Source organism: Streptomyces sp. NBC_01296 (genome assembly GCF_035984415.1).
Lineage (GTDB): Bacteria > Actinomycetota > Actinomycetes > Streptomycetales > Streptomycetaceae > Streptomyces.
In genome coordinates this window covers 5,307,504-5,322,884 of sequence record NZ_CP130720.1, presented here as the reverse complement: position 1 = coordinate 5,322,884, position 15,381 = coordinate 5,307,504, and the positions used below count along the sequence as shown (strand labels likewise).

Sequence of the window (15,381 nt, the reverse complement as noted above, 5' to 3'; positions counted from 1 at the left end):
GGCGCCGCGAGCCCGGCCCGACCCGCAAGACACCCCCTTGACGCCCCCGCCCCGCAGTGCACGTGAAGGAGCGACGATGAACGACTCTCCGGGCTGGGCCGTGCCCGGACCCTCCCCGTCCGACGGCGAGCGGCCGGGCGCATCCGACGGCCGGGACGGCGCCGAAGGCGGCACACCGCCGCCCGCCGGCGGACCGAAGTGGTCCGCCGAGCAGCCGCCCCCCGGCGAGTGGTCGAGCCCCGGCACCCCCCAGGCCCCGAAGGCCCCGCAGCAGCAGCCGCAGCCGGGCGCGGGCTGGGGATCGTACGGCGGCCCCCAGGGCCCGCAGGGCGGCCAGTACGGCTACCCGGGCACCCCCGGCCGGTGGGGCAAGCCCCCGGCCGCCAAGCCCGGCGTGATCCCGCTGCGCCCCCTCGACCTGGGCGAGATCCTCGACGGCGCGGTCGCCACCATGCGCACCCACTGGCGGACGGTCCTGCCGATCACGCTGGTCGTGGCCACCGTCGTCCAGGTCATCAGCGTGTTCGTGCAGAAGTACACGTCCGCCGACCTCGCCGTCACCTCCGGCCCCGGATCCGGGGACAGCCTGAAGGACGTCGTCGACTCCCTCGGCGGCAGCATGGCGGCCCTGCTCGCGACCGGCTTCGTCCAGCTCATCGGGACCATCGTCGCCACCGCCATGCTCACGATGATCTTCAGCCGTGCCATTCTCGGCCACGGCTCCTCGATCGGCGAAGCCTGGCGCGAGTCCCGCCCCCAGCTGCTCCGCCTGCTCGGGCTGACCCTCCTGCTGGCCCTCGGCGGCATCGTCATCGTCCTCGTGCTGCTCCTGCCCGGCATCGCCCTGGGCAGCCGCGGCATCGCCGTCGTCGGCGGCGTCGCCGCCCTCCCGCTGCTCCTCTGGCTCGCACTCAAGTTCAGCCTGGCCTCGCCCGCGCTGATGCTGGAGAAGAGCAGCGTCATCACCTCGCTGCGCCGCTCCTCGCGGCTCGTCGAGGGCTCGTGGTGGCGCATCTTCGGCATCACCGCCCTGACCGCGCTCATCACCACGTTCGTCTCGGCGATCATCGTCGGGCCGCTGACCGCCGTCGGGCTCGCCATCGGCCTCGCCGACAGCGGCGTGGAAGGCCTGGAGAACGGCACCGCCGCCACCGGCTGGGCCGCGCTGATCCTCTCCGCGGTCGGCGCGGTCATCGCGCAGACCGTCACCATGCCGATCCAGTCGGGCGTCACCGTCCTCCTGTACGTCGACCAGCGCATCCGGCGCGAGGCCCTCGACCTGGAGCTGGCCCGGGCGGCAGGCCTGGAGAACTACGGCCAGGACGCCACCGCACCGCCGACCGGAGGCTGACGCACGGATGATGAGCACGGGGGGCCTCATCACACTCTCCGCGGCGCTCCTGCCGGCCGCGGAGCAGCCACCGGTGACGACACCGCGCGACCCCGCCCGCGAGGCGGCCGAACGCGAACTGTCCAAGCCGATGTACCACCAGGACGACCCGGGGCTGTTCCAGCGCGCCCTGGACCGGTTCTGGGAATGGGTCGGCAACCTCTTCGACCACGCCTCGGGCGCCACCCCCGGCGGCACCCTGGGCCTGGTCGCCATCGCCGTCCTGGCCGCCCTGGCCCTCGCCGCCCTGTGGTGGCGGCTCGGCTCCCCCCGCCGGACCGCCACCGCGTCGGCGGGGGTTTTCGGCGAGACCCTGCGCAGCGCCGCCGACCACCGCACCACCGCCGCCGCGCACGCCGCCGCGGGCCGCTGGACCGAAGCCGTCCAGGAGCGCATGCGGGCCGTCGTCCGCTCCCTCGAGGAACGCACCCTGCTGGACCCGCGCCCGGGCCGCACCGCCGACGAGGCGGCGGCCGAAGCCGCGCTCTCCCTCCCGGACCACGCCGCGGCCCTGCGCACGGCCGCCCGCACCTTCGACGACGTCACGTACGGCGGCCGCCCCGGCGACGAGGCCATGTACGCCCGCCTCCACACCCTCGACACCACCCTGGCCCGCACGAAGCCGATCCTGACGGGACCCCCGGCATGACCGCCCCCGCCCCCGGCCCCGGCACCCCCGGCAGCACCCCGGGTACGCACGTCCCCGCCCCGCCAGCCGCCCCGCAGCCGGGCGACAGCGGCGCCGCGATGCCCGCCACCGCCCCGCTCCCCGGCGCAGCCCCCGGCACGCCGTACGCGGGCAGCGCCCCGCCAGCCGCCGCGGCACCCGGCCCAGCCGCCGGCCCGCGGAGGACCGCAACCCCCGCCCCGGCATCCGCACCCACACCCGGCGGAGCAAGCGGCACGGCCGCCCGGGGGACCACTCCCGCCGCCGTGTGGCGGCGCTCGCGCGGCGTGCTCATCTGCCTCGGGATCCTGCTCGTCGGGGCCGTCGTCCTCGCCGCCCTCGGCTCCGGGAGCCGGCACGGGCGGCTCGACCCCCGCTCCGCCGACCCCGACGGCAGCCGGGCCGTCGCCGAGCTGCTCCAGGCCCGCGGGATCACCACCCGCGTCGTCACCAGCGCCCGCGAGGCCGCCGCCGCGGCCGGCCCCGGCACCACACTGCTGGTCACCGACCCCGACCGGCTCGGCGACACCCAGCGCCGCGCCATCCGCTCCGCGATCGACCTCTCCGGCGGCCGTACCGTCCTGCTCGCCCCCGGCAGCATCAGCCTCCCCGACCTGGCCCCGGCCGCCCGCACCAAGGGCGACGCCCTCGACGGGAACCTCGACCCCGGCTGCGCCCTGCCCGCCGCCGTCACCGCCGGCCGCGCCACCACCGGCGGCGGCCACCGCTACACGAGCACGGCGGCCGCCTCGGCGTGCTACCCCAGCGGCGGCCACCCCACCCTCCTCGTCCTCCCCTCCGGCACCAGGGGCGGCGACACCGTCCTCCTCGGCTCCGAGACGCTCCTGCTCAACAAGAAGCTCGCCTCCGAGGGCAACGCCTCGCTCGCCCTCCAACTCCTCGGCTCCCGCCCCGACCTCGTCTGGTACCTGCCCTCCCTCACGGAGGTCCAGGACGAGGACCCCGCCCAGGAGAAGGGCTTCTTCGAGCTCGTCCCCCGCGGCTGGGGCTGGGCCCTCCTCCAGCTCTTCACCGCCGCCGCCCTCGCCGCCCTCTGGCGCGCCCGCCGACTCGGCCCCCTCGTCACCGAGAAGCTGCCCGTCGCCATCCGCGCCTCCGAGACCACCGAGGGCCGCGCCCGCCTGTACCGCAAGGCCGGCGCCCGCGACCGCGCCGCCACCGTGCTGCGCGCCGCCGCCCGCGAACGCCTGGCCGCCCTGGTCGGCGTACCGCCCGCCCGGGCCCACGAACCCGCGGCCCTGCTCCCCGCCGTGTCCACCCGCCTGACGGACGGACAGACGGACGGACGCCGGGACCTGACCGCCCTCCTCTTCGGCACCACACCCGCCGACGACGCGGCACTCGTCGCGCTCGCCGACCACCTCGACGCCCTCGAAAGAGAGGTCCGCACCTCATGACGGCCACCACGGACAGCGCCCGCTCCTCCCTGGAAGCGATCCGCACCGAGATCGGAAAGGCCGTCGTCGGCCAGGACTCGGCCGTCACCGGTCTCGTCGTCGCCCTCCTGTGCCGCGGTCACGTCCTCCTCGAAGGCGTACCCGGCGTCGCCAAGACCCTCCTCGTACGGGCCCTGGCCGCCTCACTCGCCCTCGACACCAAGCGCGTCCAGTTCACCCCGGACCTGATGCCCAGTGATGTCACCGGTTCGCTCGTCTACGACGCCCGCACCGCCGAGTTCTCCTTCCAGAACGGCCCGGTCTTCACCAACCTCCTCCTCGCGGACGAGATCAACCGGACCCCGCCCAAGACCCAGTCCTCCCTCCTCGAAGCCATGGAGGAGCGCCAGGTCACCGTCGACGGCACCCCGCGCAAGCTGCCCGAGCCGTTCCTCGTCGCCGCCACCATGAACCCGGTCGAGTACGAGGGCACTTACCCCCTCCCCGAAGCCCAGCTGGACCGCTTCCTCCTCAAGCTCACCGTGCCCCTGCCCTCCCGCGCGGACGAGATCGGCGTCCTGACCCGGCACGCCGCCGGCTTCGACCCCCGCGACCTGCAGGCCGCCGGCCTGCGCCCGGTCGCCGGCGCGGCCGAACTCGAAGCCGCCCGCGACGCCGTCGCCAAGGTGTCCGTCTCCCCGGAGATCGCCGGGTACGTCGTCGACATCTGCCGCGCCACCCGCGAATCGCCGTCCCTCACCCTCGGCGTCTCCCCGCGCGGCGCGACCGCCCTGCTGGCCACCGCCCGCGCCTGGGCCTGGCTCACCGGCCGCGATTACGTCACCCCCGACGACGTCAAGGCCCTCGCCCTGCCCACGCTGCGCCACCGCGTCCAACTCCGCCCGGAGGCCGAGATGGAGGGGGTCACGGCCGACGCCGTCATCACCGCGATCCTGTCCCACGTCCCCGTCCCGCGCTGATGGCCCTCACCGGACGCGCCGCCCTGCTGGCAGCCCTCGGCAGCCTCCCCGTCGGCCTCCTCGGACCGAGCTGGACGGGGATGCTCGCGGTCAACGGCGCCCTCGCCCTGGCCTGCGCCGTCGACTACGCCCTCGCCGCTCCGGTCCGCAGGCTCAACCTCACCCGCACGGGTGACGCCTCCGTCCGCCTCGGCGAACCGGCGCAGGTCCACCTCACCGTCACCAACCCGGGCAGCCGCACGCTCCGGGCCCGCATCCGCGACGCCTGGCCCCCCAGCAGCTGGCTACCCGGCACCGAGTCCGAAGCCTCCCGGCACACCCTGACGGTCCCGGCCGGCGAACGCCGCCGGATCACCACCCGGCTGCTCCCGACCCGCCGCGGGGACCGCCGCGCCGACCGCGTGACGATCCGCTCGTACGGACCGCTCGGCCTGCTCGCCCGCCAGGGCACCCACAGCGTCCCCTGGACGGTCCGGGTCCTGCCGCCCTTCACCAGCCGCAAGCACCTCCCCTCGCGCCTGGCCCGGCTGCGCGAACTGGACGGCCGTACAAGCGTCCTGACGCGGGGTGAGGGCACCGAGTTCGACAGCCTCCGCGACTACGTCCCCGGCGACGACACCCGCTCCATCGACTGGCGGGCCACCGCTCGCCGGCACAAGGTCGCCGTCCGCACCTGGCGTCCGGAACGCGACCGGCACATCCTGATCTGCCTGGACACCGGCCGCACCTCGGCGGGCCGCGTCGGCGACGCCCCCCGCCTGGACTCCGCAATGGACGCGGCCCTGCTCCTGGCCGCGCTGGCCTCCCGCGCGGGCGACCGCGTCGACCTGCTGGCCCACGACCGCCGCACCCGCGCCCAGGTCCAGGGCCGCTCGGCCGGCGACATCCTCCCGGCCTTCGTCAACGCCATGGCCACCCTGGAACCGGAGCTCGTCGAAACCGACGCCCGCACCCTGGTCTCCACCGTCCTGCGAAACGCCCCGCGCCGGTCCCTGGTGGTCCTTCTGACGAGCCTGGACGCGGCCCCGATCGAGGAAGGCCTGCTCCCCCTCCTCCCCCGCCTCACGCAACGCCACACGGTGCTGCTGGCCTCGGTGGCCGACCCCCACATAGAGGAGATGACCAAGTCCCGCGGCACGCTCGACGCGGTCTACGGGGCCGCGGCCGGCACCCAGTCCCAGGCCGCCCGCCGCCGCACGGCGGAGCAGCTGACCCGCCACGGAGTCCACGTGGTGGACGCCACCCCGGACGCCCTGGCCCCCGCCCTGGCGGACGCCTACCTGTCCCTGAAGTCCGCCGGCCGCCTCTAGACAGGTCGTCCGGCTGGATACGCTGGCGGTGCACCCACCAGGAGGACACCATGGCCGACCTCACCCCCGAGCAGATGCGCCGCATGCACGATTTCGCGGAGCAGCTCGCTGAGCTGGCCGAGCACCAGGAAGACCAGTGGAAGGTGCAGACCACCGACGGTCAGATCTTCCTCACGATGATGAGCCCCACGGCTCCGCACGGGCTCAATGTGGTGCGGCTGCGCCGTCAGATCGAGGCTCAGACGCCCGAGGTCATGTCTCTCAACGACACGAACATGGGCGACCCGGTGACCGGCCTGACCAAGGTCCCCGACCTCATGGTCATTGCGGAAGAGGACACCGACGACACGGCGAAGGTCGTCAACTCCCGCGACGTCCTGATGGTGGTGGAAGTCGCCTCCCGCACGAATTCCCTCACCGACATCCGCGACAAGCTGCACGACTACCCGCGCATGGGGGTCCCTCTGTACGTCGTCGTGGACCCCCGCAAGGACAAGAAGACCGTCACGGTGCACAGCGACCCCTCAGAGGGACCCGACGGCACCCGCTACCGCAAGAAGGTCCCGTACGCCTTCGGCGACACCGTCACCGCCGGCCGCTGGACACTCGACACCAGCACCCTCAAGAGCTATCCGGCCGACTGGTAAGGCAGTGGGCGCCGCGCCGCGCCCACACCAATCTGCCCGTAAACGCAGAAAAGCCCCGTACCGGATCCCGGTACGGGGCTTTTCTACAATGATTGTTCGGCGGCGTCCTACTCTCCCACAGGGTCCCCCCTGCAGTACCATCGGCGCTGAAAGGCTTAGCTTCCGGGTTCGGAATGTAAACCGGGCGTTTCCCTAACGCTATGACCACCGAAACACTATGAAATTTGAACGCTGGCCGACAACACAGCTGTTCGTTATTTCAGAACTAACACAGTGGACGCGAGCAACTGAGGACAAGCCCTCGGCCTATTAGTACCAGTCAGCTCCACCCGTTACCGGGCTTCCACATCTGGCCTATCAACCCAGTCGTCTACTGGGAGCCTTACCCTCTCAAGGAGGTGGGAATACTCATCTTGAAGCAGGCTTCCCGCTTAGATGCTTTCAGCGGTTATCCCTCCCGAACGTAGCCAACCAGCCATGCCCTTGGCAGGACAACTGGCACACCAGAGGTTCGTCCGTCCCGGTCCTCTCGTACTAGGGACAGCCCTTCTCAATATTCCTACGCGCACAGCGGATAGGGACCGAACTGTCTCACGACGTTCTAAACCCAGCTCGCGTACCGCTTTAATGGGCGAACAGCCCAACCCTTGGGACCGACTCCAGCCCCAGGATGCGACGAGCCGACATCGAGGTGCCAAACCATCCCGTCGATATGGACTCTTGGGGAAGATCAGCCTGTTATCCCCGGGGTACCTTTTATCCGTTGAGCGACGGCGCTTCCACAAGCCACCGCCGGATCACTAGTCCCGACTTTCGTCCCTGCTCGACCCGTCGGTCTCACAGTCAAGCTCCCTTGTGCACTTACACTCAACACCTGATTGCCAACCAGGCTGAGGGAACCTTTGGGCGCCTCCGTTACTCTTTGGGAGGCAACCGCCCCAGTTAAACTACCCATCAGACACTGTCCCTGATCCGGATCACGGACCGAGGTTAGACATCCAGCACGACCAGAGTGGTATTTCAACGGCGACTCCACAACCACTGGCGTGGCTGCTTCAAAGTCTCCCACCTATCCTACACAAGCCGAACCGAACACCAATATCAAACTATAGTAAAGGTCCCGGGGTCTTTCCGTCCTGCTGCGCGAAACGAGCATCTTTACTCGTAGTGCAATTTCACCGGGCCTATGGTTGAGACAGTCGAGAAGTCGTTACGCCATTCGTGCAGGTCGGAACTTACCCGACAAGGAATTTCGCTACCTTAGGATGGTTATAGTTACCACCGCCGTTTACTGGCGCTTAAGTTCTCAGCTTCGCACGCCCGAAAGCGCACTAACCGGTCCCCTTAACGTTCCAGCACCGGGCAGGCGTCAGTCCGTATACATCGCCTTACGGCTTCGCACGGACCTGTGTTTTTAGTAAACAGTCGCTTCTCGCTGGTCTCTGCGGCCACCCCCAGCTCACGGAGTAAATCCGATCACCAGTGATGGCCCCCCTTCTCCCGAAGTTACGGGGGCATTTTGCCGAGTTCCTTAACCATAGTTCACCCGAACGCCTCGGTATTCTCTACCTGACCACCTGAGTCGGTTTAGGGTACGGGCCGCCATGAAACTCGCTAGAGGCTTTTCTCGACAGCATAGGATCATCCACTTCACCACAATCGGCTCGGCATCAGGTCTCAGCCTTAATGAGGGACGGATTTGCCTACCCCTCGGCCTACACCCTTACCCCGGGACTACCACCGCCCGGGCTGGACTACCTTCCTGCGTCACCCCATCGCTTACCTACTACAAGTCTGGTTCGTCGGCTCCACCACTTTCCTTTCCCCGAAGGGTCCGGAACGGCTTCACGGACTTAGCATCGCCTGATTCGATATTGGGCGTTTCAAAGCGGGTACCGGAATATCAACCGGTTGTCCATCGACTACGCCTGTCGGCCTCGCCTTAGGTCCCGACTTACCCTGGGCAGATCAGCTTGACCCAGGAACCCTTAGTCAATCGGCGCACACGTTTCTCACGTGTGTATCGCTACTCATGCCTGCATTCTCACTCGTGAACCGTCCACAACTAGCTTCCGCTGCTGCTTCACCCGGCACACGACGCTCCCCTACCCATCACAGCGGGCGTTGGCCCTATTGCTGCAATGACACGACTTCGGCGGTACGCTTGAGCCCCGCTACATTGTCGGCGCGGAATCACTTGACCAGTGAGCTATTACGCACTCTTTCAAGGGTGGCTGCTTCTAAGCCAACCTCCTGGTTGTCTCTGCGACTCCACATCCTTTCCCACTTAGCGTACGCTTAGGGGCCTTAGTCGATGCTCTGGGCTGTTTCCCTCTCGACCATGGAGCTTATCCCCCACAGTCTCACTGCCACGCTCTCACTTACCGGCATTCGGAGTTTGGCTAAGGTCAGTAACCCGGTAGGGCCCATCGCCTATCCAGTGCTCTACCTCCGGCAAGAAACACGTGACGCTGCACCTAAATGCATTTCGGGGAGAACCAGCTATCACGGAGTTTGATTGGCCTTTCACCCCTAACCACAGGTCATCCCCCAGGTTTTCAACCCTGGTGGGTTCGGTCCTCCACGAAGTCTTACCTCCGCTTCAACCTGCCCATGGCTAGATCACTCCGCTTCGGGTCTAGAGCGTGCAACTCAATCGCCCTATTCGGACTCGCTTTCGCTACGGCTTCCCCACACGGGTTAACCTCGCTACACACCGCTAACTCGCAGGCTCATTCTTCAAAAGGCACGCAGTCACGACCCATTGGGTAAACCCAATGAGCGACGCTCCCACGGCTTGTAGGCACACGGTTTCAGGTACTATTTCACTCCGCTCCCGCGGTACTTTTCACCATTCCCTCACGGTACTATCCGCTATCGGTCACCAGGGAATATTTAGGCTTAGCGGGTGGTCCCGCCAGATTCACACGGGATTTCTCGGGCCCCGTGCTACTTGGGAGATTCTTAAGCAAGCCGCTGATGTTTCGTCTACGGGGGTCTTACCCTCTACGCCGGACCTTTCGCATGTCCTTCGACTACATCAACGGTTTCTGACTCGCCGACCGGCCGGCAGACCGATCAAAAGAATTCCCACAACCCCGCATGCGCAACCCCTGCCGGGTATCACACGCATACGGTTTGGCCTCATCCGGTTTCGCTCGCCACTACTCCCGGAATCACGGTTGTTTTCTCTTCCTGAGGGTACTGAGATGTTTCACTTCCCCTCGTTCCCTCCACACTGCCTATGTGTTCAGCAGTGGGTGACAGCCCATGACGACTGCCGGGTTTCCCCATTCGGACACCCCCGGATCAAAGCTCAGTTGGCAGCTCCCCGGGGCCTATCGCGGCCTCTCACGTCCTTCATCGGTTCCTGGTGCCAAGGCATCCACCGTGCGCCCTTAAAAACTTGGCCACAGATGCTCGCGTCCACTGTGTAGTTCTCAAACAACGACCAGCCACCCATCACCCCACCAGACAAGCTGGCGAGTTCACTGGGGCCGGCACTGAAGACATGACCTTACGGCCGTACCTTCAGGACCCAACAACGTGCCAAGCACGATCCCCTCCACTTCACTGTTTTCCACGCCGAAGCAGTACTTACAGAGAGTTTTGGAAACCGTGCCAACTAATCAACGTTCCACCCATGAGCTGACCGTGCAGAACGTTTGTCTGCAATCGGTACTGTGCTCCTTAGAAAGGAGGTGATCCAGCCGCACCTTCCGGTACGGCTACCTTGTTACGACTTCGTCCCAATCGCCAGTCCCACCTTCGACAGCTCCCTCCCTTACGGGTTGGGCCACCGGCTTCGGGTGTTACCGACTTTCGTGACGTGACGGGCGGTGTGTACAAGGCCCGGGAACGTATTCACCGCAGCAATGCTGATCTGCGATTACTAGCAACTCCGACTTCATGGGGTCGAGTTGCAGACCCCAATCCGAACTGAGACCGGCTTTTTGAGATTCGCTCCACCTCACGGTATCGCAGCTCATTGTACCGGCCATTGTAGCACGTGTGCAGCCCAAGACATAAGGGGCATGATGACTTGACGTCGTCCCCACCTTCCTCCGAGTTGACCCCGGCGGTCTCCTGTGAGTCCCCATCACCCCGAAGGGCATGCTGGCAACACAGGACAAGGGTTGCGCTCGTTGCGGGACTTAACCCAACATCTCACGACACGAGCTGACGACAGCCATGCACCACCTGTATACCGACCACAAGGGGGGCACTATCTCTAATGCTTTCCGGTATATGTCAAGCCTTGGTAAGGTTCTTCGCGTTGCGTCGAATTAAGCCACATGCTCCGCTGCTTGTGCGGGCCCCCGTCAATTCCTTTGAGTTTTAGCCTTGCGGCCGTACTCCCCAGGCGGGGAACTTAATGCGTTAGCTGCGGCACCGACGACGTGGAATGTCGCCAACACCTAGTTCCCAACGTTTACGGCGTGGACTACCAGGGTATCTAATCCTGTTCGCTCCCCACGCTTTCGCTCCTCAGCGTCAGTAATGGCCCAGAGATCCGCCTTCGCCACCGGTGTTCCTCCTGATATCTGCGCATTTCACCGCTACACCAGGAATTCCGATCTCCCCTACCACACTCTAGCTAGCCCGTATCGAATGCAGACCCGAGGTTAAGCCTCGGGCTTTCACATCCGACGTGACAAGCCGCCTACGAGCTCTTTACGCCCAATAATTCCGGACAACGCTTGCGCCCTACGTATTACCGCGGCTGCTGGCACGTAGTTAGCCGGCGCTTCTTCTGCAGGTACCGTCACTTTCGCTTCTTCCCTGCTGAAAGAGGTTTACAACCCGAAGGCCGTCATCCCTCACGCGGCGTCGCTGCATCAGGCTTTCGCCCATTGTGCAATATTCCCCACTGCTGCCTCCCGTAGGAGTCTGGGCCGTGTCTCAGTCCCAGTGTGGCCGGTCGCCCTCTCAGGCCGGCTACCCGTCGTCGCCTTGGTGGGCCATTACCCCACCAACAAGCTGATAGGCCGCGGGCTCATCCTTCACCGCCGGAGCTTTCAACCCCCGCCCATGCAGGCAGGAGTATTATCCGGTATTAGACCCCGTTTCCAGGGCTTGTCCCAGAGTGAAGGGCAGATTGCCCACGTGTTACTCACCCGTTCGCCACTAATCCACCCCGAAGGGCTTCATCGTTCGACTTGCATGTGTTAAGCACGCCGCCAGCGTTCGTCCTGAGCCAGGATCAAACTCTCCATGAATGTTTACCCGTAATCGGGTGCACACGCACTTAGAGCGGGTCAATCATGTCGGAATATGACCGACTGACCACTGCGTCCTCGCTGTGTAATTGCCTGCAAGCATCACGGCGAACCGCGACCTCACAGGTCTTTTTCAAAGGAACCTCATCCACCGAAGTGGACGGGGTATCAACTTCTGGCGTTGATTTTTGGCACGCTGTTGAGTTCTCAAGGAACGGACGCTTCCTTTGTACTCACCCTCTCGGGCTTTCCTCCGGGCTTCGTTCTTCGTTTCCGACTCTATCAGACTCTTTCGTGTCCGATTCCCGGTCGAAGCGGGGTTCGCTTTCCAGGTTTTCGCTTTCGCGTTTTCCCTTTCCGGCGATGCCGACTCTATCAGAAGTTTTCCACCGGATTTCCCGGCTTCGGATTCCTGGATGAGGAGTCGACGGTGCCCCAGTGGAATTCAATTCCTTGGGGGCGAGAGAGATGTTAACCATCGCTGCCGAACTTTGTCCAGTTCGAGGCAACCGTTGAAATCTACCTCCCCACGGCGCCTGTGTCAACAGTCGCTGCGGGACGACGAGGAGACTAGCAGCTCAGCGGGGTCGTACGCACATCAGGCCGCGGTCGGCAGCGTCGCCGTCCGGTCGGCGGCCTCCACGTCGCCCGCCTCACCGGTCCGCGAGGCCCGGCCGCCCAGGACGTAGACGTACGTCAGGAACGCGGCCTCGGCGGCCACGCCGATGGCGATGCGGGCCCAGGTCGGGAGGCCCGAGGGGGTTACGAAGCCCTCGATCAGGCCCGATATGAACAGGACCACCGCCAGGCCGATCGCCATCCCGAGCGCGGCGCGGCCCTGCTCCGCGAGCGCGACGCGGCGGGTGCGGGGGCCCGGGTCGATGACCGTCCAGCCGAGGCGCAGGCCGGTGCCCGCGGCGACGAAGACCGCGGTCAGTTCGAGCAGGCCGTGCGGCAGGATCAGGCCGAGGAACACGTCGAGGCGGTCGGCCGAGGCCATCAGGCCGAAGCCGGTGCCGAGGTTGAGCATGTTCAGGAAGAGGATCCAGAGGACCGGAATCCCCAGGAACGCGCCCAGGACCAGGCATATCGCGGCCGCCTGCGCGTTGTTCGTCCAGACCTGCGCGGCGAACGAACCCGCCGGGTTGCTGGAGTAGTACGTCTCGTACCCGCCGCCCGGCTTCGTGAGCGCCTTCAGGTCGTCCGGAGCCGCGATGGCGCCCTGGACCTCCGGGTGGGTCGCTATCCACCAGCCCATGAGCACCGCGACCGCGACGGAGACCAGGGCCGTCGGTATCCACCAGCGGCGGCTGCGGTAGACCGCGGCCGGGAAGCCGACGGTGAAGAAGCGGGCCGCGTCGCGCCAGCCGCCGCGGCGGGCGCCCGTCACCGTGGCACGGGCGCGGGCGACGAGCTGGGTCAGCCGGCCCGTGAGCCCGGGGTCGGGGGCGCTGGACTGGATCAGGGAGAGGTGCGTGGAGGCCCGCTGGTAGAGCGCGACCAGCTCGTCCGCCTCGGCGCCCGTCAGTCGGCGGCCGCGGCCCAGCAGCTGTTCGAGGCGGTCCCATTCCGCCCGGTGGGCCGTCACGAAGACGTCGAGATCCATCCGGTTACCGCTCCCCTGCCCCAGGACCCTGCTTCTGCTTACTCCTACCGTGGTCAGCTTGGCAGACTGGACGACCACGGGGCGGGTCCGGTCACGGGAAGGGTGTGCAGGGTGAGCGATCTGGTGACGGGGGACGCGGTCGTCCTGGGTTTGCGGCCGGCGAGGCTGCCGAGCCGGGCGCTGGCGATCTTCCTCGACCTGCTCGTGTACCTCACCGGGTACCTGATCATCTCGATCGGGCTGACCATCGCGACCGCCTCGCTGGACGTGGCCGCGCAGGCCGCGGTGTCCGTGGCGAGCTTCGTCCTGGTGCTCGTCGGCGTTCCGATCGCGGTGGAGACGCTGTCGCACGGGCGCTCGCTCGGCAAGCTCGCCTGCGGGCTGCGGGTGGTGCGCGACGACGGCGGGCCGATCCGCTTCCGGCATGCGCTGGTGCGCGGGGCGATGGGGGTCGTCGAACTGCTGGGGACCTTCGGGGCCGTGGCCTGCATCGCGTCGCTGGTGTCGGCGCGGGGGCGGCGGCTCGGGGACGTGTTCGCGGGGGCGCTGGTCGTCCGCGAGCGGTCGGCGGGGGCTCCGGTGATGCCCATGCCTCCGCCGCCGCCGTGGCTGGCCGGGCGGTTCTCCGGGCTGGACCTGTCGGCCGTGCCGGACGGGCTGTGGCTGGCGATACGGCAGTACCTGACGCGGATGAACCAGCTGGACCCGCAGGTGAGCGCCGCGATGGCGGCGAAGCTGGCGGACGATCTGGTGGCGCGTACGGGGACGCCGCCGCCGGTGGGGGTGCCGGCTGCCGCGTTCCTCATGGCGGTGGTGCACGAGCGTCAGACCCGGGACGCGGCCCGCGCCTTCGGCGCCGGTCCCGGTGCGCCCGGGGCGGTGGCGGGCCTGCGCCGGATACCTCCGGGGATGCCGCCCGCATGGGGGCACCCGGCTCCCGGGGCGTCCGTACCCCAGGCCGTACCGCACTCGGGTCAGCCGGCCCCGGTCCCGGGCGGGGCACCCGCAGTGCCTGCCGCCCCGGTGGTGGCGCCCGCTCCGGCGGCTCCCGTGCCTCCGCGGCCCGCGACCGGGTTCGCGCCCCCGGCGTGATCGCCTAGCCTGCGCGGCATGTCTGCGAACATCTCGTTCACCTTCCGCGTCACGGGTATCGAGGACGAGGCCCGGGCGCGGGCGGTCGTCGAGGAGCTCCGGGAGCTGATGCGGGACGAGAGCATCGGCCGCCAGGTGAGCATCGGCATCGTGCCGGAGGGCGGCGGGCACGTCGTCACCGGCGGGACCGACTTCCCGGTCTCCGTCAGCCGCGCCGACCTGTGGTGCCCCAAGTTCGAGAATGACCTCGCCTGGTACGCGAAGGAGGCCGCGCCTTCGGCTGCGTGCGCGGTCGAGTGGAGCCACCCGGACGAGGAGCACTGACGCGGGGCCGGGCCACGGAGCCGGGCCGGGAGGTGCCGGGCCGGGGAGTGCCGGGCCGCTTCAGTCCTCGGGGAAGGCCGAGGGCGGGCTCTCCAGGTGCTCGAGCTCGATGCCCGGGGCCGCGAGGACCACGTCCCCCGCGATGTGGACCGTGTGGACCTCGCCGGTGTCCAGGGCGGTGACCCGGTACTCGTCCACCACGAGCGGCCCGCTGTCCGTCGCGTGCTCGGCGCGCCCGAGCAGCGCCCAGGCCTGGTCGACCGTACGCGGCGCCAGCACCGGGTCGGTGAGGGCGACGAGCCGGACCCGGGTGGCGGGGGCTCCGGGGGTCAGGCGCAGCAGGCGGGCCGTCGCGACGAGGAACGCCGGCGAGGTGCCCGTGAAACCGGCGGCGGGGACGTTGCCCTCGGTGGCCTCGGTGCCGGTGGGGTCGGAGCGCACCCAGGTGACTCCGTCGATGGCGGCGCCGCGGACCTGCCAGCTGGAGGCGTTCACCTCGAGGCGGATGGGGCGGCCGAGTTCGTCGACCGCCAGGTCGACCGAGCCGCGGTGGTCGCCGTCCGGGCCGGTGAGCTGGGAGACGTAGCGCCAGCCGGAGGGGCCGGGGGCGCAGTGGAAGTGCTCCTCGCCGAGGGGGGTGTGGTCGTGCGGGTCGTGGAGCGAGTAGCGGCCGCGGGGCATCGTGTCGGTCCTTGCCTGAGTACGGGGCAGGCCCCCGGCATCTGAGCCGGGGGCCTGCGTGACGTGCT

Annotated in this window: 10 protein-coding genes and 3 rRNA genes; 8 read left to right on the top strand and 5 right to left on the bottom strand. The window is 67.9% G+C overall.

All coding sequences use genetic code 11. From position 1 onward, the window contains the following. Window positions 1–76 precede the first annotated feature (76 nt). Genes OG299_RS24195 through OG299_RS24170 form a run of 6 tightly spaced genes read left to right on the top strand, consistent with a single transcriptional unit; the run spans window position 77 to window position 6,391 of the window. Window positions 77–1,351 carry a DUF7847 domain-containing protein gene (locus OG299_RS24195; protein ID WP_266628779.1) on the top strand — a complete coding sequence of 425 codons (1,275 nt, stop codon included), beginning with the start codon at window positions 77–79 and terminating at the stop codon, window positions 1,349–1,351. Between the two features lie 7 nt (window positions 1,352–1,358). Next, window positions 1,359–2,039, top strand: coding sequence for a DUF4129 domain-containing protein (locus OG299_RS24190; RefSeq protein WP_327362600.1), 681 nt, complete (start codon window positions 1,359–1,361; stop codon window positions 2,037–2,039). After that, window positions 2,036–3,475 (top strand): DUF4350 domain-containing protein, encoded by a 1,440-nt coding sequence (locus tag OG299_RS24185; RefSeq protein WP_327362599.1) that lies wholly within the window; start codon window positions 2,036–2,038, stop codon window positions 3,473–3,475. Before OG299_RS24190 ends, OG299_RS24185 begins: the two co-directional genes overlap by 4 nt. Continuing rightward, entirely contained in the window at window positions 3,472–4,434 is a 963-nt protein-coding gene (locus OG299_RS24180; RefSeq protein ID WP_266628773.1) for an AAA family ATPase, read from the top strand. Before OG299_RS24185 ends, OG299_RS24180 begins: the two co-directional genes overlap by 4 nt. After that, entirely contained in the window at window positions 4,434–5,744 is a 1,311-nt protein-coding gene (locus OG299_RS24175; RefSeq protein WP_327362597.1) for a DUF58 domain-containing protein, read from the top strand. The genes OG299_RS24180 and OG299_RS24175 overlap by 1 nt, the downstream gene beginning before the upstream one ends. A 50-nt stretch (window positions 5,745–5,794) precedes the next feature. Then, complete coding sequence (locus OG299_RS24170) at window positions 5,795–6,391, top strand: Uma2 family endonuclease (RefSeq protein ID WP_327362596.1); 597 nt, start codon at window positions 5,795–5,797, stop codon at window positions 6,389–6,391. Window positions 6,392–6,485: 94 nt separating this feature from the next. Here the strand turns inward: OG299_RS24170 and rrf are convergent. From rrf to OG299_RS24150, 4 genes are all read right to left on the bottom strand, one after another. Continuing rightward, a 5S ribosomal RNA gene (gene rrf, locus OG299_RS24165) occupies window positions 6,486–6,603 on the bottom strand. A 77-nt stretch (window positions 6,604–6,680) separates the two neighbouring features. Then, a 23S ribosomal RNA gene (locus tag OG299_RS24160) occupies window positions 6,681–9,803 on the bottom strand. 282 nt (window positions 9,804–10,085) lie between these two features. Further along, window positions 10,086–11,610, bottom strand: a 16S ribosomal RNA gene (locus OG299_RS24155). The 16S, 23S and 5S rRNA genes sit together here, the layout of an rRNA operon. Window positions 11,611–12,208: 598 nt before the next feature. Next, window positions 12,209–13,216, bottom strand: a complete 1,008-nt coding sequence (locus OG299_RS24150) for a stage II sporulation protein M (RefSeq protein ID WP_266628767.1) — start codon at window positions 13,214–13,216, stop codon at window positions 12,209–12,211. A gap of 111 nt (window positions 13,217–13,327) precedes the next feature. On the opposite strand from OG299_RS24150, the gene OG299_RS24145 reads away from it, so the two are divergent. Both OG299_RS24145 and OG299_RS24140 read left to right on the top strand, forming a co-directional pair. Further along, the gene (locus tag OG299_RS24145) at window positions 13,328–14,308 is read left to right on the top strand and encodes an RDD family protein (protein WP_327362595.1); all 981 of its coding nucleotides are present in this window, start codon (window positions 13,328–13,330) and stop codon (window positions 14,306–14,308) included. A gap of 18 nt (window positions 14,309–14,326) precedes the next feature. Continuing rightward, window positions 14,327–14,632 carry a hypothetical protein gene (locus OG299_RS24140; RefSeq protein WP_327362594.1) on the top strand — a complete coding sequence of 102 codons (306 nt, stop codon included), beginning with the start codon at window positions 14,327–14,329 and terminating at the stop codon, window positions 14,630–14,632. Between the two features lie 60 nt (window positions 14,633–14,692). Here the strand turns inward: OG299_RS24140 and OG299_RS24135 are convergent, their stop codons facing one another. Next, window positions 14,693–15,313, bottom strand: coding sequence for a hypothetical protein (locus OG299_RS24135; protein WP_266628761.1), 621 nt, complete (start codon window positions 15,311–15,313; stop codon window positions 14,693–14,695). Window positions 15,314–15,381: the final 68 nt, after the last annotated feature.